The following is a 21010-nucleotide window of genomic DNA, read 5'->3' on the forward strand; positions in this document are numbered from 1 at the left end:
TGCCTCCGTGCCGCCACGGAATTCGGGCGCAAAGATCGATCATCCTGCCAATACTAGAAAAACCCGCACCGATTACCTATGGGCACACGACCATATTTGCCCTCTTTCGATTTGGGTCAATGTGTGCAAATATCCGGCTACTGCCACAACTGTCACCGCAACCCAGTTCCCGGGTCCTAGAAAATATGCAGCTGTCCCAAGGCCTCTCTGGCGTAAATCGCATGCTGGAGTTTCAGTGAATCGCTGGACTGCCGGATGTCCACACCGCTGATCTGGCTGATCCGCTCAAGCCGTTGCACCAAGGTGTTGCGGTGAATATGCAGATCCGAGGCGGCTTGGCTCATCGATGCAGCCGTCGAAACCACCAAGAGGGTTTTGGCTTGTTCCTCGTTGAGCTGTTGCGCCGGAGCGGCGGCATGTTCCAGGCTGCGCGCTGGGGTGCGGGCGATAGCCACCGCAATTTCCCGGCTCCACATTCCGCGCTGGGCATGGCGGGGCACGAGCGATGGGTACCCCAGCAGCACGCGCAGCGCTTCGGTTTCGGCCATGAGCTCCTCTGCAGTTTCCACCGGCATGGACACAAGGAAACGTTCCTCGTTCAAGAGTTCTTCAGCGAAAGCAGGCTCGTGGGCTGCGCGCAGCCTCCAGAACGCACCGGACAGGCTGATCCAAGACGTGCGGTGGTGTTCCTTGGCAGGTTCTCCGAGCAACGGATCCTCGACACTTCGCGGGAGCCATGCTTCGATGCACTTCGGCCCGCGCAAGCCATGGGCAGCCAGCGAGCGGTCGATGACTTCGGGGGCCACGCGGCCTGCGATCAGCGCAGAAATGATGTCGCGGGCCTCGGTCTCGCGGCGCGCACTGCGCGAGTGCTCGTAGTCCTGGGCGAAGAGCAATTGCACCGTCAAGGCAATCAGGCCGGCCAGCGGCTCCACCTCATGCGGAGCACCGGTCACGCCGACAACTCCGCACAGCTGGCCGTTCAGCGTCAGAGGGACATTGACCCCTGGCAGGGTTCCCGCGGAACCGTCAGCCTGGCTGACCCGAATGATGGCGTTGCGACTGATTGCCTCGGCGCTGCCGTCGTGGTGGGTGCCGATTCGCGCGGCATCGGTCGAAGCGATGATGACCCCGTGAGCATTCATGATGTTCACGTTGCGGTTGATGGTCGGAGCGATAGTATCAACGACCTTTTGCGCCAATGCGCTGGCCAGCCGAGGTTGCTCCTTTTGATTCATGTCTTCATCCTAGCCGCCACCTTCCATACGGACATGGAAGTCCAAAACAGCTGCTCAAGGTCCTAGGCTCCCGCGCATGGAGATGCTAGGCTCGCTGAAGCAAGTTCTCCCCACGAAAGGTTCATCATGAGTTCAGCTGTCAGCTACCTGACGGGGGGATTTTTGGTCGCTCTGCTCGTGACGTTCAATATGACCTGGAGCCAGCAGCTTCCGGGCCTACTCGGTTTCTCTGCGATTCTGCTCAGCTTCCTCGGACTGGCCGGTTGCATTGTGTACGCAACTCGGTTAGCTCCGAACACCAACAGCTAGAGACCGACTTCCTTCGAACCATGAATTCGCAAGCCACCGGCCAGGTCACAGCAGAATGGCTTGGCGGCCTGCGAATCATGGCCGACCAGTTGAAAGCTACTTGTTGTTCTCGGCCGCCGCGCGCTCTTTCTCAATGGCCTGCACCTGGACAACCAAGTCGGGGGCAAAGGCATAAAGTTTTCCATCGGCCTGGTGGACCCAGAACCGTCCGCAGAGATCCGTGGTACGCGTCTGGGCGTCGTCTGGCCACCAGTCTGCATCCAGCGTTCTAGTTTTGGATATTTCGACTGCTGCCAGATCCTTGGTACGCGGATCGGAAGCGTAGGCCTTAGCCAATTCTGCGTCGGTTGGATCTCCGACTTTGCTCAGAGCGGTGCACTGGCCATCGTTGAGTTTTCCTTCGTAGTCCATCACGAAAATACGTTCGCTGCCTGTGTTGCGCTGCACCAGCTCGATATTTGTTCCGCCTTCAGGAACCCAGTTCGGCAAGAGGCCATCTGCCACAGCTTTGCTGGAGGATTCCGCAGTTCTAGTCGTTGACTCATCCAGCTTGTCCGACAACAGATCGCTGACACTGCATCCGGATAGCAGGAGCGCAGAAATGATGCTCAGGGAGCCAACGACGAGGTACCTTTTCTTGTTCATGGTTCAATCGTAGAAATCCACCCGCGCAAGGACATCGGCAAGCTGAGGTAATTCTGGGCAGCCGATCTCAACCCCTCGGTTGACACCTCACGCCGCCGAAGTCGTCCCAACGCTGGGGTATCGAATAGGGCGCGCTTCGCCTAGGCTGGCACTGGGCATTGCACCAGAGGGGAAGCGAGCAGCCATGGGGTCCACGCCAAGTACTGCAGTCACCGGCTCCACCGGCGCGCTCGGATCACTGGTGGCCCATCTGCTCGCCCACCGCGGGATCGCCCAGCGCCTGCTGGCGCGCACGCCGTCGAAGGCCCCGGAATTGCCCGAGGCCGAGGTACGGCAATTCGACTATGCCGACCAGTCCGCCAGCACCGAGGCCCTTGACGGCGTTGAAGTGCTCTTCATGGTCTCCGCTCCGGAAGGACCGCAGCGGATGGATCTGCACCGTGCCTTCATCGACGCGGCCAGCAAGGCCGGGGTCACGCAGGTCGTCTATACATCCTTTTCCGCCGCGGCACCCGATGCGCTGTTCACCCTTGCCCGCGAGCACCACGCCACCGAGCAATACCTGAAGGAGTCCGGGATGCGCTGGACTTTCCTGCGCGACAGCTTCTACCAGGACCTCATGCCGCACCTTGCCGGACAGGACGGGGTCATCCGCGGACCGGCAGGCGAGGGCCGCTTCGTTCCGGTCGCCCGGGCCGATGTGGCACGCATCCTCAGCGGGGCCGGCGGCAAGCAGATCGTGTTCCACAACGAAACCATCGAGGAGGCGTACGCTTCGCGTGCGGTCTTCGGTGCCCCGGACTGGCAGCTGGATGCCTGGGTCAGCACCTATACAGCCATCGCCAGCGATGCGATGTCTCAGGTGAGCAACCACGTCGAAAACATCACCGGCACCCCGCCGATGTCCCTCGAGGAGTACCTGCGCACGGCCGGCTGACCCCGGACGTGCAGGCTAGCGCAGGTAGGTGCGCGCCACGCTGAACGCGGTGCGCTCCACCAGGGACAGGGTCTGCGCGGAGAGTTCTGCCAGCGTTGCCGGCCCCGGGGCAATGGAATAAGCGGCCAGGATCCCGGATTCCTCCAACTGCTCATCGGTCAGGTCCACCGACCCGGCAACCACGATCACCTCGGCGTTCTCGCCGGCTGCCTGCAGCACCCCGGAGACCACCTTTCCGTCCAGCGACTGCGAATCCAGGCGCCCTTCCCCGGTCAGTACTAGATCCGCGCCCTCGAGGATGTCGTGGGCGCCAAGCACTTGCGCCACCAAATCCCAGCCGGGGACCAGATCCACCTGGAAGTAGGATCCGAGGCTGATGGCCAAGCCGCCAGCCGCGCCCATGCCCGGCTGCTCGCGCAGCTTGCGCCCGGTATCGGCTTCCAGCACATCGGCCAGCCGGGCAAGGCCGGAATCCAGGAGCTGCACCTGCTCCTGGCTGGCGCCCTTCTGCGGACCGAACACCGCGGCCGCGCCCTTGGCGCCGAGCAGCGGGTTGGTGACATCGCAGGCGATCTGCCATTGGACGTTCGCCGCCCGCGGGTCAAGCGCCGAAACGTCGATGGAGGCCAGATTCTGCAGCGCTCCGCCCCCAGCGGGCAGCTTCGCGCCGTCGGCATCCAGGAAGCTGGCACCGAGGGCAGCAAGCAGCCCGGTGCCGCCGTCGGTGGTGGCCGAGCCGCCCAAGCACAAGATAATCTGCGAAACGCCCAGTTCCAGGGCACGGGAGACCAGCGCACCCAGGCCGTAGGTCGTTGCCTCCAGCGGCCGCCGTTCGACGTCGCTGACCTGCGGCAGGCCGGCAGCTTCGGCCGCTTCAACCACGGCGATCTTCCCGTCGGCCGACAGTCCCAGCCGGGACGCGACAGGGCGGCCCAGGGCGTCGGTGGTCTGCACGCTGATCGCTTCGGTTCCCCAGGCATCGATCAGGGCTTCGAGGGTTCCTTCTCCGCCATCGGCGAAGGGCACCGCGGTGATCTCGACGTCGCGCTTGCGGCTGGCCGCTGCCTTGGCGAAGCCGTCGGCCAGGGCCGCAGCCACTTCGCTGGCCCGCGCGCTGCCCTTGAAGGAATCAGGCACGATGGCCACGTTCAACTGACGAGTAGCTGCGGGCGCTGGCTTCTGCTTTGGAGTCATGCTTCCCAGCTTAGGGAGAACCGGCTCGCGGGCCTATGGAAATTTGACCAAGTTTCGCTGCGGGCCGCCGGTGGATCTATGTGCATTTCGCCCAAGCGCAGTCTGTGCGGCCCGCCTGTGCCGAAGCATCGAATATGCGTAGCTGAGCCAAAGGGCCGGCACAGAAACTGCCAGTAATGTTGTAAACACCTCTTGAAGGTGCGAGTGATGATCGTAGGAGTTCCCGTTGGATATTGCCCAACGGGAACTTCTCTTTAAGCCCTCTTGGCTTCGCTGTACTCTTCGATCGAGCTGTTGAAACGATTCAGGTATTTGGCGAACTGCTCGATATCAGCGCAGCTCCAATCCCCCAGGATCTGCTCCAGCGAGGCGGTCGACAGTGCGCGGGAATCCGACAGCCGCTGGGCGCCCATCGCGGTCAGGCAGATCGTGCGGGCGACATTTCCCTGGGGATCTGCAATGCGTTCCAGGTATCCGCCCTTGATGGCCGCGGTCATCTGGCGCTGCAAGGTCGAGTTATCCAGGCGCAGGGCATGGCTCAGTTCGGTAATGCTCATCGGGCCCTGCCCATCGATGCGGCTCATCAACAGGTACAAGCTGCCGTCGAGCCCTCCCGAATACAGCTGATGGGCGATGGTGCAGCGGCTGAACATGATCTGCTCATATTCGATTTCTGCGATACGGCCCTTGATCCCGGCCTTTTCTTCTGGCATTTCTCCACCGCTGGCATTGCCTCATAGCCGCCTGCATTCCGGCTCTGGCCAAACCGAAGTCCGAAAGCGAGGCCATGCCGGAACAGCTGGCCGACATCGACTAGAGCGCCTCCCGGCACTCCTGCAATCCGAACCCACATCCCAGCCGGGCCATAGGAAGCGCCCTTAGAGTAGAAAGCACCTCATGAAGGTGCGAGGGTTGATCAGGCAACTCCCGCTGGGCAACCAGCGGGAGTTGCTGGTTAACCAGAAGCATCTCGCTCGATGCATGGCCTACGCGCAGTGCATGCTTATTGCATCCACAGAATGTCGATTTAGAGTTTTAAGTACCTCATGAAGGTGCGAGTGATGACGCGGAAACTGGCACTGTCGGTCTTGCGACAGTGCCAGTTTCTGTATGCAGAATCATTTGCCTGCCTCCAGCAATTCTCGAAACCCCGAACTGCGCGCGCACTGTATTTGCCATTCCGGGTCCTGCAATCCGCGACTCCCGCAGAATGCAATCTCTGTGCAGGCAGCCGGTGGCACAGTTTTCCCAAATCTGCAGTCGGCGCTCAGCACCGGCATAGCTTCGCCTCCTATATTGGTAAGTACCTCATAAAGGTGCGAGTGATGATCGAGAAATCCCGGCGAAGCAATTCGCCGGGATTTCGAACTTAAAACGGCGGGACTTACTATGCTGATGCTTATGTTCCTGTACAGAATGTGAGATCCATGCCGTCTCTGAGCAGTATCCTGTCAAGAATCAAGAATCACCTTAGCCCGAAATATTCAGCGGACCTGACGGTCTACGTTGTCTATGGCAAACAACCCAGCCCATTTCCAGATCTGGAACATATAGAGCCAATAATTGCGGTCGTGGCCAGTGAGCGTGAATGCTTTGAGATTCAAGAAAAGTGCCCGGAAACTGAAGTCAGCTGGGAAGCACGAACGGTGAACAACGCTGAACGCCTGGACGTCGCAACAGGCAGCATTCTGTATCTCACGCATACTACTTTGTTGCCGTCCGACGAGGATGGCGATGGGAATCCAGTCTTCGGGATCATGGAATCTCCGCAGCCTACGGCCCTGTACTGCAGTCGTGACAGTGCTGAACAAGAAGCACCAGATCAATATCTGCACAGAGTCAACGTCGGTGAAATCAACCTTCGCGGCATCGGAGGGCTTTTGAACACTGACTGTTGAGCAATCTGCTCTTCTCCCAACCGGCGAGCGCGTACGTCCCACTTGCCGTTCAGCGCGCGCATCAAATCTGCAGCACTGGGCCCGATCGGGCTCAGGCAACCTCCGGTGCGATAACGTAGACGGGATCCCACTTCCCTTTCCTGGGACACCTGACGAAACGGAGCCCCAGTGAGTACCGCGACCGCTGAATTGACGCCCCTGCAACGGCAATCGGTGCTGCGCACCCTCAAGTCCCCGCGGCTGCTGAAAACCGAACTGCTCGCCGGACTGGTCGTTTCGCTGGCACTGATCCCCGAGGTCATCGCGTTCACCGTGATCGCCGGAGTGGACCCGCGCGTGGGCATCTTCGCCTCCTTCACCATGTCGGTGGTCATCGCGATCACCGGCGGGCGCCCGGCAATGATTTCCGCGGCCGCCGGCGCGGTGGCCCTGGTCGTCGCCCCGCTGGTGCGCACCCACGGGGTTGAGTACCTCTTCGCCGCGGTGGTGTTGGCCGGCATCATCCAGGTCACGCTGGCCTTTCTGGGAGTGGCCAAGCTGCTGCGCTTCATCCCGCGCCAGGTGATGATCGGTTTCGTCAATGGCCTGGCCATCTCGATTTTCTGGGCGCAGATGCCCGAGCTGCGCAATGTCCCGTGGATGGTCTACCCGCTGGTGATCCTCGGCGTCGCCATCGTCTGCTTCTTCCCGAAGATCACCAAGGCTGTCCCGGCGCCGCTGATCGCGATCGTGGTGCTCACCGCGGTCACCATCTTCGCGAAGGTCTCCGTGCCCACCGTGGGCGACAAGGGCGAGCTGCCCGACTCGCTGCCGATCTTCCACCTGCCTGGCGTGCCGCTGAACCTGGAGACGCTGCAGATCATCGCGCCCTATGCGATCGCGGTGGCCTTCGTTGGCCTGCTTGAATCACTGCTGACCGCCAAGCTGGTCGATGACATCACCGACACCCCGTCGAGCAAGACCCGCGAGTCCTGGGCGCAGGGCACCGCGAATATCGTCACCGGCTTCTTCGGCGGCATCTGCGGCTGCGCGATGATCGGCCAGACCATGGTGGGAGTGAAGGTCTCCGGTGGGCGCACCCGCCTCTCCACCGCCTTCGCCGGAATCTTCATGCTGATGCTGGCGGTGCTGCTCGGCGACATCGTCGCGCAGATTCCGATGGCAGCGCTGGTCGCGGTGATGATAGTGGTTTCGGCGACCACCTTCGACTGGCATTCCATCCGACCGAGCACGCTGAAGATGATGCCCAAGAGCGAAACCTTCGTCATGGCCATCACCGTGGCGCTCACCGTGATCACCAGCAACCTCGCCATCGGCGTGGGCGCGGGCATCCTCGCGGCGATGGTGCTCTTCGCCAATCGCGTGGCGCATATGGTCACCGTGGACCGCAGCGCCACCGAAGATGCCGTCGTCTACAAGGTCAACGGAGAGCTGTTCTTCGCTTCCTCCAACGACCTGTACATGCAGTTCGACTACGCGCAGGACCCCGAGAAGGTCATCATCGACATGTCCGACTCGCACCTCTGGGATGCCTCGACCGTCGCCGCCCTGGACTCGATCCGCAGCAAGTACGGCAGCTACGGGAAGAGTGTGGAAATCCAGGGCCTGAACGAGGCCAGCCAGAAGATGCAGGACCGGATGGGCGGCAAGCTCGGATAGGGGCGGAACTCAGCATTCCCCGGCGGGCTTGCCGCGTTCGGCAGCACGCTGGCGCTTGGAGGCGTACATGTCCCGGTCGGCGCGCAGGATCATGGTGCTCAAGTTGTCGTCGGCTCGGGCCTGCGCAGTTCCGAAGCTCCAGGCCAGCTTGGATGAGCCCGCAATGCGCTCCATCAATAGCTGCGCCTGGCACTGGGTCGTATTGGGGAACACCAGCACGAATTCGTCTCCGCCCAATCGGCAGACCAGATCTCCGGCACGGATCGAGCTGCGCAGATGCCGCACCAGCTCCTTCAGCGCACGGTCCCCCGCGTCATGGCCGTCCTGGTCGTTGATCTCCTTGAATCCGTCCATGTCCAGCAGCGCCACAACCAGCGGCCTGCGGTGCTTCCGCGACGCGAGCAAGGCGGCCTCGCCACGCGCTGACAGCCCGACGCGGTTCAAGGCGCCGGTCAGCGCATCAACCTGGGTTTGCTGGCGGAACCGGCGCTTGACGTAGTGGCCGACGAACAAGCCAACTACGGTGAAGAAGACCAGGCTCAGCACGTTCAACGGCCCGCTTTGGTGCTCGGTGCCTACTGCAGGGCCGAAGAACACCGCGTAGGGAATCGTGAAAGCCATGATCGGATAGATGGTCCACCGGGTGACCGGCGGCGGAAAGAGCCAGGACATATAGAGCGCGATAAGCGGAAATTCCTGGAGCCTGAAGACGATCTGCTCATGGTTGACCGAGAATCCCACGAAGACGACAAAGGCCGACAACTCGGCCAGGGCCCCGAGATAGGCAATCCACAGTGGAAAACGATCAAGCATCATCCACACGGTGATCACCATGGCCAAGGTCCCTGCAACCCTTGCCACCGCAAGCGTCTGGATGAGCGGAGAACTGAAATCATTGCCCAGGTTGACCAGATAGAACACCAGCAGGAAGGCCGCCACCATCCCTGTGACAGCAACTTCCAGTCGCTTGATCTTGCGGAGCCTGGCTGGCAGCAGCCGGCTCCACCAGATTCCGTCATCGTTGGCCCGCCGGTTCCTTGTCCTGGGCATGCTGCTCCCGCTTCCTTGTGAATTCATCAGTACCGCGTATCCCTGGCCAGCTTCAGGGTAATATCACCTTCGTACACAACAGCCTAACCAGCATCATGTTGCCAATCCGCATCGCCAGCCTAGGTGGACCATGAAGTTTGCATTCCAGCCCCTGATCAACCTGCGCGCCGACGCGCTGCTGGGCTTCGAGGCGCTGGCACGATTCAGCGACGGACGCAGGCCGGACGAGCATTTCGCCCAGGCCCGGGCCGAAGGCAATCTGCTGGCCCTGGAGCTGCGCGCCCTGGAGGGCATCGTCCACGCCGCCGAAGGGCTGCCCGACGGGCTGCTGCTCACCATGAATGCCTCGGGCCCTGCAATCAAAGCCTTCGCGCGCACGGCCCCGGAACTTGATCCCCGGCTCGACTGGGGGCTGGAATTGCACGAGCTGTCCGCACCGGAACTTTGCGATGCGGTCAGGGTCGATGCCGATGAGCTCGGCTGCCTGCTGCTCGTTGACGATGCAGGCATCGGCTACGCGACCAGGGAGCGCATCCTGCGCCTGAAACCGCACATCGTGAAGCTGGACCGTTCGCTGTTCGTCCACTACCTGGCATCGGCCGAGGCCCGCGAGCATGTGGACATCCTGCTGGCGGCCGCCCGCGAGATCAATGCCAAGACGCTGGTCGAGGGGGTCGAAACCGCCGAGCACTTGGAGCTGGCCCGCAGGCTGGACTTCGACTATGCGCAAGGCTTCTATTTCAGCCCCGGCATCGAGCTGGCGGGCCTGCCCGCGGCGATGCATGAGCTACACGGACGCCTCGGGATCGATATTCCGCGTTTCTGAACGGCGTTCGCGTCCCCGCGCGCTGCGGATCCGGATCACCGGCAGCAGCTTGGCCAGGCCCAGGACCAGATAGAGCACGGTGTTGATCGCGACGAACGAGGCGAGCACGGCGAACCAATCGCTGAGCAGCACGCTTTCGGGGAGAATGATTCCCCGCGGGATCTGGACGATGAGATTCATCATGAGTTGTTTTCCTTCCGTGCGGCACCTGCGTGGTCGACATGCTTCCAATCCGCGCTGCGGGCAAAGGCGATATCCCCGACGCCCTTGAGGAATGCGAGATCGAGGAAGGCGTCGTAGACCAGCTCGGGAATCACCAGTGCGGCGACGATCCTGGCTTTCCAGCCGCCGTGCCATACCGTGACCACGCGTTCGACAGCAAAAAGCGCGCCCAGCAGCATCCAGAACGGGAACCATACCCAGGTGTCCATGGAGATCAGCATGATGATCATCAGCGCGAAATAGCTGAACAGCGCGATCACGCCATAGCCGATGCCGATCTGCTGCGCCCAGTACCGGGAGGTCTGCGCGGTGACTCCGTACGCGCCCAGGTTCTCCAAGGCGCCTCGCTGCCAGCGTAGCCGCTGCGCCCACAGCATCTTCCAGTTGGGCATCAGCTCGGTGACTACCGTGCAGTCCTGCGGCGACGTGGTCAGCGCGCCGAGGGTTTTCAGCGCGATGGTCAGCTCATTGTCTTCGGTCAAGGCGGCCGTGTCATAGACCTCGCCGGGGGTTCCCGGAAGCACGCTGCCGCGCGCAGCCGCCACCTCGCGCAGGGCCGAGGCGCGGAAGACCGAGGCCGTGCCGGTGAGCACGAAGACCCGGCCGTCGCGCCGCGAGATTTCGCGTTGGTAGCGGGTGTATTCGTTGCGCTGGAATTGGCCGATCAGCCCGTGGCCTTCTTCGCCGTGGAACAGCCCGCCCACCGCCATCAGCGCGCGGTCCCAGGTGAAGCGGTCCCGGGCGGTTGCCAGGAAGTCCGCGCCGATCTGGCTGTCGGCGTCCATCACCATGACGCAGTCGTTATCGCCCATCCCGGGCAGGATGGAGTGCAGCGCCTGGTTCAGCGCCCCGCCTTTCTTGTGCTTGTTCTCCACCGATTCGAACACCTCGACCCCGTGCTCGCCGGCGACCTGCACGGTCCGGTCGGTGCAGTTGTCGGCGACCACGATGATGCGCGATGGAGCAAAGCTCTGCTCCTCCAGGGCTTTCAGGGTGTATGGCAGGGAAGCTTCTTCATTGTGCGCCGGAATCAGCACGGTCACGGTGACCGGTCCTGCGTAGACGCCTCGGGTGCGGGCCATCACCGCCTTGGGCGCCAGCGGCCGGCTCGATTTCTCGATCGGCGTCCGGCGATAGCGCCAGGTGACCAGACGCTCGCCCAGGACCACCACCAGCACCAGGATCACCGCGGCGGCAACGGAGAAAACCAGGATCGACAAATCCGGCAGTTCGGAGCTGTAGAAGGTTGTCCAGAGCCTTCCGATGGGGACCTCGATCGGGTTCCACATGCCCACCGGGCGATCGGCGATGCTCAGCGCCCACACCAGCAGCGAGGCCGCGAGAACCACGATCATGATCACAGCGATGCCCACTAGTCGGCTGAAATGCTTCTGCACGTACGCACCCCATTCACGTAAGGATTTTCCTTGTCGCTCCCGAGGTTAGCCCACGCAAGCCACTTGGAAAACTAGTATGCAGAAAATTCCCGCGCGCAGTATTTGTGCTGAAGCTCACCTCCGCCCAAAGCATCGCTGTGGCTTGATGCCCCGGCTGGCGGCAAGCGGCTACAGTTCGAGCAGTTTCGCCGCATCCTCGCGCAGCTGGTTCTTGCGGATCTTGCCGGTGACAGTAGTCGGGAAATCCTGCAGCACCTGCACATACGCGGGGATCTTGTAATGCGCCAGATGCCCGGCGCAATACTCGCGGATCGCGGCTGCATCCAGAGGCTCGCGGCCTGCCTTCATGCGTATGCAGGCGCAGACCGTCTCGCCGTACTTCTGATCGGGCACCCCGATCACCTGTACGTCCTCGATGTCCGGATGCTTGTAGAGGAATTCCTCGATTTCCGCCGGGTAGATGTTCTCCCCGCCACGGATCACCATGTCCTTGATGCGCCCGACGATCGTGCAGTAGCCGTCCTCGCGCATCACCGCCAGATCCCCGGTGTGCATCCAGCCTTCGTCGTCGATGGCTGCCCGGGTCTTCTCCTCGTCGTTCCAGTAGCCGAGCATCACCGAGTAGCCGCGGGTGCAGTATTCGCCGGTTTCCCCGCGTTCCAGGGTTTCGCCGCTGACCGGATCCACCACCTTGATTTCCACATGCGGGTGCACCCGGCCGATGGTGGAGGTGCGGCGCTCGAGATCGTCGTCGCCGCGGGTCTGGCAGGACACCGGAGAAGTCTCGGTCATGCCGTAGGCGATGGAGACCGCGCTCATCCCCATGTCATCGACGCAGCGGCGCATCACCTCGATGGGGCAGATGGAACCGGCCATGATGCCGGTGCGCAGCGAGGAGAGGTCGTGGTCCTTGAACCTGGGATGGTTCTGCATCGCGATGAACATCGTGGGCACCCCGTACAACCCGGTGCACTTTTCCTCGGCCACCACCCGCAGCGTGGTTTCGGCGTCGAAGCCCGGGGCCGGGATGACGATCGTAGTGCCCCGGCTGGTGCAGCCCAGGTTGCCCATGACCATGCCGAAGCAGTGGTAGAACGGGACCGGGATGCACAGCCGGTCATGCTCGTCCAGGTCGATCATGCCGGTGACCTGGTAGCCATTGTTCAGGATGTTGCGGTGGCTGAGCACCGCGCCCTTCGGGTATCCGGTGGTGCCCGAGGTGTACTGGATGTTGATCGGGTCCTCCGGCTTGGTGGCAGCCAGGCACCGGGACAGTTCCTCGTCGCTGATGCGCTCGCCTTCGGCCAGCAGTTGCTCGAAGTCCGCGGTGTCCACGTAGATAACGCGTTCAAGTTCAGGGGTGTCGGCGCCGGTCGCGTCCACCATCGCACGGTAGTTGCTGGTCTTGAATTCGGAGACCGCCAGCAGCAGGCGCACCCCCGAATGGTTGACCGCGTAGGCGTACTCGTGGGTGCGGTAGGCAGGGTTGACGTTGACCAGGATGACGCCGATCTTCGCGGTGGCGTACTGCGCGAAAACCCATTCGGCGCAGTTCGGCGCCCAGATGCCCACCCGATCCCCTGCCTGCAGGCCGGCGGCCAGCAGGCCCTTGGCCAGGCGGCTGATCTGCGCGTCCAGTTCGCTCCAGCTCCAACGCCGTCCGGTGGCGGCTTCGACCAGTGCTTCTGCCGGCCCGAAGCGGGCCGCCGTGCGTTCGAAGCTGGCTCCGATCGTCTCTTCGATCAGCTGCGGTTCGCTCTCGCCCTGGGCATAAGCCTTCATCTGCGTACCCCTTCATGGATCGCCTCGTCGGAATCTGCGCGGGCACGAAAGATGTGCCCAGCGTCACATTCACACCCTAGCCGCGGCCTTCCGCGCTGCCAAGCACCGGTGCGACCTGCGATTTCAAGATTGAAGCTGCGCCCTGAGATCGGAGGACAGCTCGGTGAAGCATGGCAAGCTCTTCAACTCCTCGGCGATTGCCTTGATGCCTTGCTCCGCCAGCAGGAGCGCTCCATCGAGATGCTCCACTAGCTCTTGCTCGCCGAGCCGTCCGGATCCGTTGAGACTGATGGCGCATCCCCGGTCCCAGCGGATCGATACCGGGGAGCCATCCTCCATCTCGGCGAACTCGTCGACTTCAACGCCCAGCTGATTCTGACTGCCGGCCGACCTGCCACCGCTTCTGAGCGTGCACCTGGCGCCGACCGCGATAACTGCACCGGTACTCCCGTTCTTCTTTACCCATCTTGCCGCCCGCGTCGCGATGTCGGCAGGACCATTCCTGCCGAGGCCTTCTGTGCACTTGAGGGCAACCGAGGGCGCTGCCGCAGCCCGCTGGATCCCCCTGGGTCAGCCCGCGGCCTTCTTCACCAGTTCGCGGATCTTGTCTTCCGTTGCAGCATCCAGCGAGGTGATGGTCCAGGCGACCGGATGCATGTGCGCACCCTCCTCGTAGGCGGGATTCACCACTTCGCCAAAACCGAAGGCAACGAAGTCCTTGTCAGGCTTGATATAGCAGACATCCTTGCCGTCCCGGACATAAAACGGAAGTCCCCAGCGGACGATCGGCTCCAGGGACGGCGCGCTTTCCACGATGATGGCATGCAGCCGCTCGGCAATCTCGCGATAAGGTGCTGGCGCCGCGCTGAGCTTGGCCAGAACAGCGGCGTCGCCCTTCTTCGTGAAGATCATTTCTAGTCCCCTCCAGACGATTAGCGCTGCATGGCAGCGTTTGGTGTTGTCGCTTGCGCGATCGCTGCGCTTTCCCGATCGGCACATAATGCACTTTACCGATTCGGGGCCTCTGCTTCACGGCCTCCTGCAATGCAAGACCGGCACCCGACGCACGAGCTGCTAGTGATGCCAAGTATTTCGCTTGCACGCTGTAGGCTACCGGCATGCGCAAGCTTCTAGCCACCACCGGTGCCGCCATCATCGTGGCCTACGCAGTTTACGGCGCACTGCTCATGAACAATTGGGCAGTGGTCGCAGCCAGTGGAATCCCCCTGGATGAAACAATCGCCGAAATGGCCGCTATGGACCAGGATTACGACTCGATCGGAGGTTGGGTCTTCGCAGCAATCGGAATTGCCCTCGCCATCTCCTGGCTCGTTTCCGTCATCGCGTCCGGTCGCAAGCTGCCCGCTTGGGCCGCTATTGGGACATGGAGCCTGATCCTTGCCCTCGGCGCACCGGCCTATTTCTTCGGCTCCTTCGCCAACATGAACGCCGTGGGCGATACCTTTGCCGACTGGAACGCCGGCGCTGCTGCTAATCTGGAAGAGGCCCTGTACATCGCCAGCATCCTCGCCTTGGCATTGCTGGCAGCCATGGGAATCCTTGGCCTCCGCGCGGCCTTGACGCGCCCGCCACGCCCTCTGGCTCAAGCAAGCAGATAAAACCACAGCCACTGCCCCACTCCCGGTACTGGGGATTTTCACCGGTATTCACGCGGATAACTATTCGCATAAACTTTCGTTGATCAGGGCGTTGAGTTCGCCCTGCTTGTTGCGCGAGATGATGATTGGCTGGCGGCCGATGTTGGTGGTGTAGTAGTCGCCGATGTTCGGGATCTGGGATTCGTGGGCCTGGTACACCCAGTTGCCTTCCCAGATGTGCTTCATTTCCATCTCGAAGATCTCTTCGTCGGTGAAGATATTTCGATTGGCGCGGAACTCTCCGGTTTCCGGGCTGTCAACCAGGGCGTTATCCAGCAGGCTGGATACCTCGTTCAGGGTCTCGGTCATGGCGTGGCGTGCTCCGTCCATTCAATGCTCGTCAAAAGGGGAAAACCGCTGCAGCTGGTTTGCATGGATTCAACCTTGGCAGAAAGTACCCGCGGTCACACTAGGGCTATGCCTAGGCTTGGGCTAGTCATCTGACTACTATGTTTTCGATCGTCTGAGTCAACACCTGTTGCCTATCAATGCATCGGCGTATTCTTTGATACGAACACCAGCCCACTTTTTGCAAAGCAGGCTCCCCATGCGCGATGAAGGACCCACGGATCATCCGCTGGTCGGCAGCGGCAACCCCGAGGTTCCGCCGCAGGGCCAGCGTTCATTCATGCACATTCTGGTGAATACCGCCGTTGCGAACCTCACCACCAGCTACCTGTGGTTCGCGTTGACCTTCTGGGTGTACCTGGAAACCGAGAACGTCATGGCCACCGGCATCATCGGCGGCGCGTTCATGCTGCTGATCTCCCTGTTCTCCATGGTTTTCGGGACCATCGTGGACAACCACCGCAAGAAATCGGTCTTCGTCTTCTCCGCGCTCATCACCGCGGTGGCCTTCAGCCTGGCCGGGCTGATCTACCTCGTGCTGCCCACCGAAGACATCCTTGACATCGGCGGGTGGCAATTCTGGATCTTCTGCCTGGTCATCCTGTTCGGGGCGATCGTCGAGCAGATGCGCGGCATCGCCCTGTCCACGACCGTCACCCTGCTGATCCCGGTCGAGCGCCACGCGAATGCCAACGGGCTGGTGGGCACGGTGCAGGGCATCGCTTTCATCGTCACCAGCGTGTTCTCAGGGCTGTCCATCGGGCTGCTGGGGATGGGGTGGACGCTGGCCATCGCCATCATGCTGGTGGTGATCACGATGCTGCACCTGCTGGGCATCTCCATCCCGGAGGAGGAGCCGGAAAAGGAGGAGGGGCGCACCAAGACCAGCGACCTGCGCCTGGGCTTCACCACGGTAATGGCCATTCCTGGACTGTTCGCCCTGATCATCTTCTCGATGTTCAACAACTTCATCGGCGGCACCTATATGGCGCTGATGGACCCCTACGGGCTGACCATCATGCCGGTCGAGGCCTGGGGCATCGCCTTCGGGCTGGCGTCCACCGGCTTCATCGTCGGAGGCCTGGCCATCGCAAAGTTCGGCTTGGGGGCCAACCCGATCCGCACCATGCTCCTGCTGGTGGCCGTCATGGGATTCCTCGGCGCGATCTTCACCATCCGCGAGTGGACCTGGCTGTATGTGCTGGGCATCTGGTTCTACATGATGCTGATTCCCGCGGTGGAAGCCTCGGAGCAAACGGTGATCCAGAAGGTGGTCGCCTTCCGCCGTCAGGGCCGGGTATTCGGCTTCGCACAGATGCTCGAAGCTGCGGCGGCCCCGATTACCGCCTTCCTGATCGCGCCCATAGCCCAGTACCTGGTCATCCCGTTCATGCGTTCGCCCGAGGGCGATGCCCAGTTCGGCTGGCTGGTGGGGCAAGGCGAGGCGCGTGGCATCGCCTTGATCTTCCTGGCCGGCGGACTGATCATGATTGTGGTGGCGCTGCTGGCCATGGGCACCAGCCAGTATCGCAAGCTGTCGGCAATTTTCCAGGCAGAATCGCCTGCTGCACCCGAGGAGGCATCACTTGCCAACAAGTCAGAAGACCCTTCCAACTGACGCCAGCGTTGAGGAGTTCATCGCGGCGGCAACCCCGGACAAGCGCCGGATTGACGGCCATGAGCTGGACCGCATCTTCCGCGAAGCCACCGGCGAGCAGCCGGTGATGTGGGGCCCGAGCATGATCGGCTACGGAAGCTATACCTATATCTCCCCTGCCAATGCGCGCACCACCGGCATCTGGCCCAAGACTGGCTTCTCGCCGCGCAAGGCCCAGCTGTCGCTCTATGGCCTGAAGGATCTGCCCGAAGGGGCCGAGCTGCTGCCGCAGCTGGGCAAGTACACCGAAGGAGCCGGCTGCGTGTACGTGAAGAAGCTGGAGGATATCAACCTGGACGTGCTGCGCAAGCTGATCGGTATTGCCGCCTCGCGGCAGGACGACCAGGCCCAATAACGCGCAGATGTGGCGCTATCTGGCCAGTCGAACTTTGCTCAAGCGCCTGAGAGCGACGCAGGAACCTGCGACTGCCCCCATCACAATCACTGCCGCGCCGGCGATGAGCGAGACGGTCATCGGCAGCTGCGGGCTGGCGGATTCGGGGAAGGCATCAAAGAGCAGAAGCGTCCAGAAAAAGCCCGGAATCACACCGGCCGCCAAGGAAACGAGGCTCAGCAACAGCGCATGCAGCCAACGGTCGCTGGCGCCGCCCAGCCATGCCATGACGGCGGCAATGGCAAGCCAAAGAAGCATCGGGACGGCCAAAGGGAACCAGAGGCCGGGCTCAGCCCACCAGGCAGCTCCGGCGATCAAGGGATCAACGATCATCAGCAACACCGCGAAGAAAATTCCGCTGACTGCTGCGAGCCACCTCATGGGCCTTTCGCTCGTCCTGGCCACGGCAGGTCCGCCTATCTGCAACTAGAGCATTTCTTCTTGCCTTGGTCGGCACCCGCAGGGCCATAGCGCTGCGGGTGCCTTGAACTGCCTTGCTGTACTGCTTTATTCGGCTTCTTCGAAGAAGACCTCAACCTCGGTGATGCCGGCAGAGATGACCGGAACCAGGCGCTCGTCGATGCTGTAGTGCTCGCCATCCTTGGAAATCAGGCCGTAGTCGGCCAAGGAATCCATGGCCGTCCGAGCTTCTGGCAGCACCTCATCGTAGATCTTCGGGCCGCAGTTGCGGCGCAAGCCTTCCAGGTCCCCTTCGCGTCCGGTGGATGCGGTGACCAGCAGGTTGCGTAGCACCAGGTAATGGGCTTCATCGCGCAGGGTCACATCGAAGGTCGGGTTCAGGTGCGCCTGGACGCAGCCGACAGCCATCTCGAAGAGCAGTTGCGCGCTGCCTGCTTCCTCGCCGGCGATCAGCAATTCGTAGGCGTCCGGATCGGTGCGCAGGACCGAGCCTTCGGACTCCACGACCGACATGCGCCCGGCACTCCAGATGTAGTTGAAAGCCAGCGGCGCCGGACCATTGGGGTCGAAGGTTTCAGCATCCAGGCCAACGGCATTCAGCACCTTGGCGCGCGGGGCTTGCGCCGCTTCAGAGAAGTCTTCCATGTCCACGCCGTCGGCCAGCGCCTCTGCATAGGCCTTGACCTGGGTGAACAGCTTGGTTCCGCGCAGCAATTCGCACAGTTCCGCATCGCCTTCGGCGAAGCCGTTGAGGGTGTCTTCCAGCATTTCGCGCAGGGCTTCGAGGTTTTCCGCTGGACCCTGCCAGAGCTTGCGGTCATCGACGAAGTTGAAGTACTCCAGCCAGGTGGTGAAGATCGGTTCTGGCGCCAATGATTCCGGCAGGTTGCCAAGGTGCATGGCCAGGGTCTCGCCGAAGACATCGACGTCCATGTCGAACAGGTTGGAGCTGCGGGCGTTGTCGGCGTACTCGCCGGCGATCTGGCCGATGAGGTCGGACTGCATGCCCGCTGCCTGTGACGCCTGTTCGGCAGTGAACACAGGGACCTGCTCCGCGACCCAAGCCGTGTAGTCGCCGCGAAGCGCGTCGACCTGCGCTTCAGCCTGGATTCTGAACACGCTGCGGCCGCGAGCTGCCGCCTTGGCAGGGTTGCCTGCGCCCGAATTCTTCTTGCCTTGACGCTTCTTGCTGGCCATGAGCCGTCCTTTAATTCCGAAATGGGTCTCTGGTTAAAGCCTACGGTGCCCACCCGGAACCGGGCGAAAAGCGCGATGCGGCTCACCTGCGCGAAAGCGCGTTCGGATACCCCGCCGATCTGTAGACCATTTGTCCTTCAACGTGCTCACTTGCTGTTTTCTTGTCCACTTTCATTGACCATTGGCACTTGATCCGACAAGATGAACAGCAAAGAAGAATGTAGCCTACGACACAATGATTCAAGTTCTGCAGGAAATCTGCACCGGAGCCTATTAATGAACTTGGATTTCCTAGTAGTTTCAGCCCAAGGCCGTGGTAAGGGTCCGCGAATCGCGGATTCTTTGATGGTTTCCGGCACTCGGAGGTTAGGGCGGAAACTGCTGCGCCAAGAGGAGATAATGATGAAAATCGCGGTTCTGATCAAGGAAGTCCCGGACACCGGAGAGGACCGTCTGCTGGATCTGGAGACCGGCCTGGCTGACCGCGCCGCTTCAGAAACGTTGCTCGATGAAATCAGCGAGCGGACCCTGGAAGTCGCGTTGAAGCATGCCGATGCTAATTCTGGAACTGATATCACCGTGCTGACCATGGGTCCGGAATCGGCCCAGGCCACCTTGCGCAAGGCCTTGGCCATGGGCGCCGCCGATGCCGTGCACATCAACGATGAAGAGCTGCTCGGAGCCGATCTGGTGCTCACCGCGCAGGTGCTTGCGGCGGCTTTGCGCCGGGGCAATTACGACCTGATCCTCACCGGAAACATGTCCACCGACGGTTCGGCAGGCATGCTCCCGGTCATGCTGGCCGAGCTGCTTGACCTTCCGGCGGCGACCTCCCTCTCCTCGGTGGACATTGCCGACGGCGCGATCAGCGGCTTGCGCGAGCTGGACGGAGCCGCGGCCAAAGTCAGCGCTCCGCTGCCGGCGGTCGCTTCGATCACCGAAGCATTGCCCGATGCCCGATTCCCGAATTTCAAGGGCATCATGGCAGCCAAGAAGAAGCCGGTCGAGTCCTTGTCCCTGGCGGACTTGGGCGTCGAGGCGCTGCCTGCGGATACCGCGCGTTCCATCATGGTTGCGGTGGCCCAGCGTCCACCGCGCACCGCAGGAACCATCATGACCGATGACGGCGAAGCCGGCAACGCATTGGCCGAATTCCTCGTCAAGAACAACCTGGTGTGAGCGGAAAGAGAACCATGACTGACTTTGCTACCGATTCAATTCTCGTTTTCCTCGAGACCACCGCTGCCGGAACGCTGGCCAAGAACCACGCGGAGCTGCTCGGTGCAGCTTCCGCCGTGGGCACCCCGGTCGCTTTGGTCGCCGCCCCGGCCGGTTCCCTTGAGGCCCTGGCGGAGCAAGCCAGCCAGGCTGGCGCGGCACAGGTGCTCACTGCAGTTGTCGAGTCACCGGTGCTGACTGCCCCTATGGCTGACGCGCTGCAGCAGGCCTTCGCCGTAGTCCAGCCGCAAGCGGTGATCCTGGGCCATACCTTGACCTCACGTGAAGTGGCAGCACGCTTCGCGGTGCGCAACCGCTTGGCGCTCAGCGTGGATGCCCTCGGCGTTTCGCGTGATGACCAGGGAATCATCGCAGCCCACTCGATCTACGGCGGCGCGTACTCGACCCACAGTGCCCCGACCTTCGGCGCTCCGGTGATTACCGTGCGCGTGGGCAGCATCGAAGAGCGCGCCCAAGCCCAGCCGACCAGCGCCACCGCGCTGGAGGTCGCCGCAAGCGGCAAACCGGAAATCGAGGTCAAGGAACTGGAAACAGCGGAAACCATATCCACCCGTCCCGAGCTGCGTTCCGCGGCTCGCGTGGTTTCCGGCGGTCGCGGCCTGGGCAGTGCCGAGCAGTTCGACCTGGTGCACCAGCTGGCCGACGCCCTGGGTGCCGCCGTGGGCGCTTCGCGCGCAGCGGTGGATGCCGGCTACGTCGAGCATGCCGCGCAGGTAGGCCAGACCGGTGTTGCGGTCTCTCCCCAGCTGTATGTTGCGTTGGGCATTTCCGGAGCCATCCAGCATAAGGCGGGCATGCAGACAGCCAAGACCATCGTTGCCATTAATAAGGACGCCGATGCACCGATCTTCGAGATCGCCGACTTCGGTGTGGTCGGCGATGTCTTCAAGGTCGTTCCGCAGTTGATTTCCGCACTTGAAGCACGCAAGGCGTAATTGCC

At 62.1% G+C, this 21010-nt stretch carries 22 protein-coding genes; 9 read left to right on the top strand and 13 right to left on the bottom strand.

Annotated features, from left to right (window positions below):
* Positions 1–176: 176 nt before the first annotated feature.
* Together ACLQ8T_RS15750 and ACLQ8T_RS15755 are read right to left on the bottom strand one after the other, a co-directional pair.
* Entirely contained in the window at positions 177–1238 is a 1062-nt protein-coding gene (locus ACLQ8T_RS15750) for a CdaR family transcriptional regulator (protein ID WP_413455233.1), read from the bottom strand.
* Positions 1239–1643: 405 nt separating this feature from the next.
* Positions 1644–2192, bottom strand: coding sequence for a hypothetical protein (locus ACLQ8T_RS15755; RefSeq protein ID WP_413455234.1), 549 nt, complete (start codon positions 2190–2192; stop codon positions 1644–1646).
* 184 nt (positions 2193–2376) lie between these two features.
* Between ACLQ8T_RS15755 and ACLQ8T_RS15760 the strand changes: the two genes are divergently transcribed.
* The gene (locus ACLQ8T_RS15760) at positions 2377–3129 is read left to right on the top strand and encodes an NAD(P)H-binding protein (RefSeq protein WP_413455235.1); all 753 of its coding nucleotides are present in this window, start codon (positions 2377–2379) and stop codon (positions 3127–3129) included.
* Between the two features lie 15 nt (positions 3130–3144).
* On the opposite strand, the gene ACLQ8T_RS15765 is transcribed toward ACLQ8T_RS15760, so the two are convergent.
* A complete protein-coding gene (locus ACLQ8T_RS15765) occupies positions 3145–4323 on the bottom strand; it encodes a glycerate kinase (RefSeq protein WP_413455236.1) in 1179 nt (392 codons plus the stop codon).
* A 254-nt stretch (positions 4324–4577) separates the two neighbouring features.
* Positions 4578–5036 (bottom strand): MarR family winged helix-turn-helix transcriptional regulator, encoded by a 459-nt coding sequence (locus tag ACLQ8T_RS15770; protein ID WP_413455237.1) that lies wholly within the window; start codon positions 5034–5036, stop codon positions 4578–4580.
* A gap of 714 nt (positions 5037–5750) precedes the next feature.
* Here ACLQ8T_RS15770 and ACLQ8T_RS15775 point away from each other — a divergent pair.
* Together ACLQ8T_RS15775 and ACLQ8T_RS15780 are read left to right on the top strand one after the other, a co-directional pair.
* On the top strand, positions 5751–6221 hold the full coding sequence (locus tag ACLQ8T_RS15775; protein WP_413455238.1) for a hypothetical protein: 471 nt from the start codon (positions 5751–5753) through the stop codon (positions 6219–6221).
* A 168-nt stretch (positions 6222–6389) separates the two neighbouring features.
* Complete coding sequence (locus tag ACLQ8T_RS15780; RefSeq protein ID WP_413455239.1) at positions 6390–7880, top strand: SulP family inorganic anion transporter; 1491 nt, start codon at positions 6390–6392, stop codon at positions 7878–7880.
* Between the two features lie 9 nt (positions 7881–7889).
* Here ACLQ8T_RS15780 and ACLQ8T_RS15785 read toward each other — a convergent pair whose 3' ends face one another.
* Positions 7890–8930: a GGDEF domain-containing protein gene (locus tag ACLQ8T_RS15785; protein WP_413455240.1), complete on the bottom strand. Its 1041-nt coding sequence runs from the start codon at positions 8928–8930 to the stop codon at positions 7890–7892.
* Positions 8931–9060: 130 nt separating this feature from the next.
* Here ACLQ8T_RS15785 and ACLQ8T_RS15790 point away from each other — a divergent pair, with 130 nt between their 5' ends.
* On the top strand, positions 9061–9756 hold the full coding sequence (locus ACLQ8T_RS15790; protein WP_413455241.1) for an EAL domain-containing protein: 696 nt from the start codon (positions 9061–9063) through the stop codon (positions 9754–9756).
* On the opposite strand, the gene ACLQ8T_RS15795 is transcribed toward ACLQ8T_RS15790, so the two are convergent.
* The 5 genes from ACLQ8T_RS15795 to ACLQ8T_RS15815 all read right to left on the bottom strand — a co-directional run bounded on the left by ACLQ8T_RS15795 (position 9718) and on the right by ACLQ8T_RS15815 (position 14069).
* A complete protein-coding gene (locus ACLQ8T_RS15795) occupies positions 9718–9939 on the bottom strand; it encodes a hypothetical protein (protein ID WP_223308829.1) in 222 nt (73 codons plus the stop codon). The genes ACLQ8T_RS15790 and ACLQ8T_RS15795 overlap by 39 nt on opposite strands.
* On the bottom strand, positions 9936–11375 hold the full coding sequence (locus tag ACLQ8T_RS15800; RefSeq protein WP_413455242.1) for a glycosyltransferase family 2 protein: 1440 nt from the start codon (positions 11373–11375) through the stop codon (positions 9936–9938). Before ACLQ8T_RS15800 ends, ACLQ8T_RS15795 begins: the two co-directional genes overlap by 4 nt.
* 168 nt (positions 11376–11543) lie before the next feature.
* The gene (locus ACLQ8T_RS15805) at positions 11544–13157 is read right to left on the bottom strand and encodes an AMP-binding protein (RefSeq protein WP_413455243.1); all 1614 of its coding nucleotides are present in this window, start codon (positions 13155–13157) and stop codon (positions 11544–11546) included.
* Between the two features lie 123 nt (positions 13158–13280).
* A complete protein-coding gene (locus ACLQ8T_RS15810) occupies positions 13281–13406 on the bottom strand; it encodes a hypothetical protein (protein ID WP_413455244.1) in 126 nt (41 codons plus the stop codon).
* 321 nt (positions 13407–13727) lie between these two features.
* Complete coding sequence (locus ACLQ8T_RS15815; RefSeq protein WP_413455245.1) at positions 13728–14069, bottom strand: DUF1801 domain-containing protein; 342 nt, start codon at positions 14067–14069, stop codon at positions 13728–13730.
* Between the two features lie 206 nt (positions 14070–14275).
* Here ACLQ8T_RS15815 and ACLQ8T_RS15820 point away from each other — a divergent pair, with 206 nt between their 5' ends.
* A complete protein-coding gene (locus ACLQ8T_RS15820; RefSeq protein WP_413455246.1) occupies positions 14276–14776 on the top strand; it encodes a hypothetical protein in 501 nt (166 codons plus the stop codon).
* A gap of 60 nt (positions 14777–14836) precedes the next feature.
* Here ACLQ8T_RS15820 and ACLQ8T_RS15825 read toward each other — a convergent pair whose 3' ends face one another.
* Entirely contained in the window at positions 14837–15124 is a 288-nt protein-coding gene (locus ACLQ8T_RS15825; protein WP_413455247.1) for a hypothetical protein, read from the bottom strand.
* Positions 15125–15362: 238 nt separating this feature from the next.
* Here ACLQ8T_RS15825 and ACLQ8T_RS15830 point away from each other — a divergent pair, with 238 nt between their 5' ends.
* Together ACLQ8T_RS15830 and ACLQ8T_RS15835 are read left to right on the top strand one after the other, a co-directional pair.
* Positions 15363–16781: an MFS transporter gene (locus ACLQ8T_RS15830; RefSeq protein WP_413455248.1), complete on the top strand. Its 1419-nt coding sequence runs from the start codon at positions 15363–15365 to the stop codon at positions 16779–16781.
* The gene (locus ACLQ8T_RS15835; RefSeq protein WP_413455249.1) at positions 16750–17175 is read left to right on the top strand and encodes a DUF1801 domain-containing protein; all 426 of its coding nucleotides are present in this window, start codon (positions 16750–16752) and stop codon (positions 17173–17175) included. Before ACLQ8T_RS15830 ends, ACLQ8T_RS15835 begins: the two co-directional genes overlap by 32 nt.
* Positions 17176–17190: 15 nt before the next feature.
* On the opposite strand, the gene ACLQ8T_RS15840 is transcribed toward ACLQ8T_RS15835, so the two are convergent.
* Together ACLQ8T_RS15840 and ACLQ8T_RS15845 are read right to left on the bottom strand one after the other, a co-directional pair.
* Complete coding sequence (locus ACLQ8T_RS15840) at positions 17191–17595, bottom strand: hypothetical protein (RefSeq protein ID WP_413455250.1); 405 nt, start codon at positions 17593–17595, stop codon at positions 17191–17193.
* 126 nt (positions 17596–17721) lie between these two features.
* Entirely contained in the window at positions 17722–18831 is a 1110-nt protein-coding gene (locus tag ACLQ8T_RS15845; protein ID WP_413455251.1) for a hypothetical protein, read from the bottom strand.
* Positions 18832–19233: 402 nt separating this feature from the next.
* On the opposite strand from ACLQ8T_RS15845, the gene ACLQ8T_RS15850 reads away from it, so the two are divergent.
* Both ACLQ8T_RS15850 and ACLQ8T_RS15855 read left to right on the top strand, forming a co-directional pair.
* Positions 19234–20010 (top strand): electron transfer flavoprotein subunit beta/FixA family protein, encoded by a 777-nt coding sequence (locus ACLQ8T_RS15850; protein WP_413455252.1) that lies wholly within the window; start codon positions 19234–19236, stop codon positions 20008–20010.
* A 14-nt stretch (positions 20011–20024) separates the two neighbouring features.
* Positions 20025–21005: an electron transfer flavoprotein subunit alpha/FixB family protein gene (locus tag ACLQ8T_RS15855; RefSeq protein WP_413455253.1), complete on the top strand. Its 981-nt coding sequence runs from the start codon at positions 20025–20027 to the stop codon at positions 21003–21005.
* The last annotated feature ends 5 nt before the right edge of the window (positions 21006–21010 follow it).

The sequence above is a fragment of the Glutamicibacter sp. FR1 genome (assembly GCF_047300825.1).
Classification (GTDB): Bacteria; Actinomycetota; Actinomycetes; order Actinomycetales; family Micrococcaceae; genus Glutamicibacter; species Glutamicibacter nicotianae.

Coding starts and splice junctions, on each gene's coding strand:
- ACLQ8T_RS15765 (WP_413455236.1), bottom strand. CDS start 4,323: ATGACTCCAAAGCAGAAGCCAGCGCCCGCAGCTACTCGTCAGTTGAAC.
- ACLQ8T_RS15830 (WP_413455248.1), top strand. CDS start 15,363: ATGCGCGATGAAGGACCCACGGATCATCCGCTGGTCGGCAGCGGCAAC.
- ACLQ8T_RS15815 (WP_413455245.1), bottom strand. CDS start 14,069: ATGATCTTCACGAAGAAGGGCGACGCCGCTGTTCTGGCCAAGCTCAGC.
- ACLQ8T_RS15770 (WP_413455237.1), bottom strand. CDS start 5,036: ATGCCAGAAGAAAAGGCCGGGATCAAGGGCCGTATCGCAGAAATCGAA.
- ACLQ8T_RS15785 (WP_413455240.1), bottom strand. CDS start 8,930: ATGCCCAGGACAAGGAACCGGCGGGCCAACGATGACGGAATCTGGTGG.
- ACLQ8T_RS15790 (WP_413455241.1), top strand. CDS start 9,061: ATGAAGTTTGCATTCCAGCCCCTGATCAACCTGCGCGCCGACGCGCTG.
- ACLQ8T_RS15750 (WP_413455233.1), bottom strand. CDS start 1,238: ATGAATCAAAAGGAGCAACCTCGGCTGGCCAGCGCATTGGCGCAAAAG.
- ACLQ8T_RS15855 (WP_413455253.1), top strand. CDS start 20,025: ATGACTGACTTTGCTACCGATTCAATTCTCGTTTTCCTCGAGACCACC.
- ACLQ8T_RS15825 (WP_413455247.1), bottom strand. CDS start 15,124: ATGACCGAGACCCTGAACGAGGTATCCAGCCTGCTGGATAACGCCCTG.
- ACLQ8T_RS15850 (WP_413455252.1), top strand. CDS start 19,234: ATGAAAATCGCGGTTCTGATCAAGGAAGTCCCGGACACCGGAGAGGAC.
- ACLQ8T_RS15840 (WP_413455250.1), bottom strand. CDS start 17,595: ATGAGGTGGCTCGCAGCAGTCAGCGGAATTTTCTTCGCGGTGTTGCTG.
- ACLQ8T_RS15845 (WP_413455251.1), bottom strand. CDS start 18,831: ATGGCCAGCAAGAAGCGTCAAGGCAAGAAGAATTCGGGCGCAGGCAAC.
- ACLQ8T_RS15760 (WP_413455235.1), top strand. CDS start 2,377: ATGGGGTCCACGCCAAGTACTGCAGTCACCGGCTCCACCGGCGCGCTC.
- ACLQ8T_RS15755 (WP_413455234.1), bottom strand. CDS start 2,192: ATGAACAAGAAAAGGTACCTCGTCGTTGGCTCCCTGAGCATCATTTCT.
- ACLQ8T_RS15820 (WP_413455246.1), top strand. CDS start 14,276: ATGCGCAAGCTTCTAGCCACCACCGGTGCCGCCATCATCGTGGCCTAC.
- ACLQ8T_RS15775 (WP_413455238.1), top strand. CDS start 5,751: ATGCCGTCTCTGAGCAGTATCCTGTCAAGAATCAAGAATCACCTTAGC.
- ACLQ8T_RS15795 (WP_223308829.1), bottom strand. CDS start 9,939: ATGATGAATCTCATCGTCCAGATCCCGCGGGGAATCATTCTCCCCGAA.
- ACLQ8T_RS15805 (WP_413455243.1), bottom strand. CDS start 13,157: ATGAAGGCTTATGCCCAGGGCGAGAGCGAACCGCAGCTGATCGAAGAG.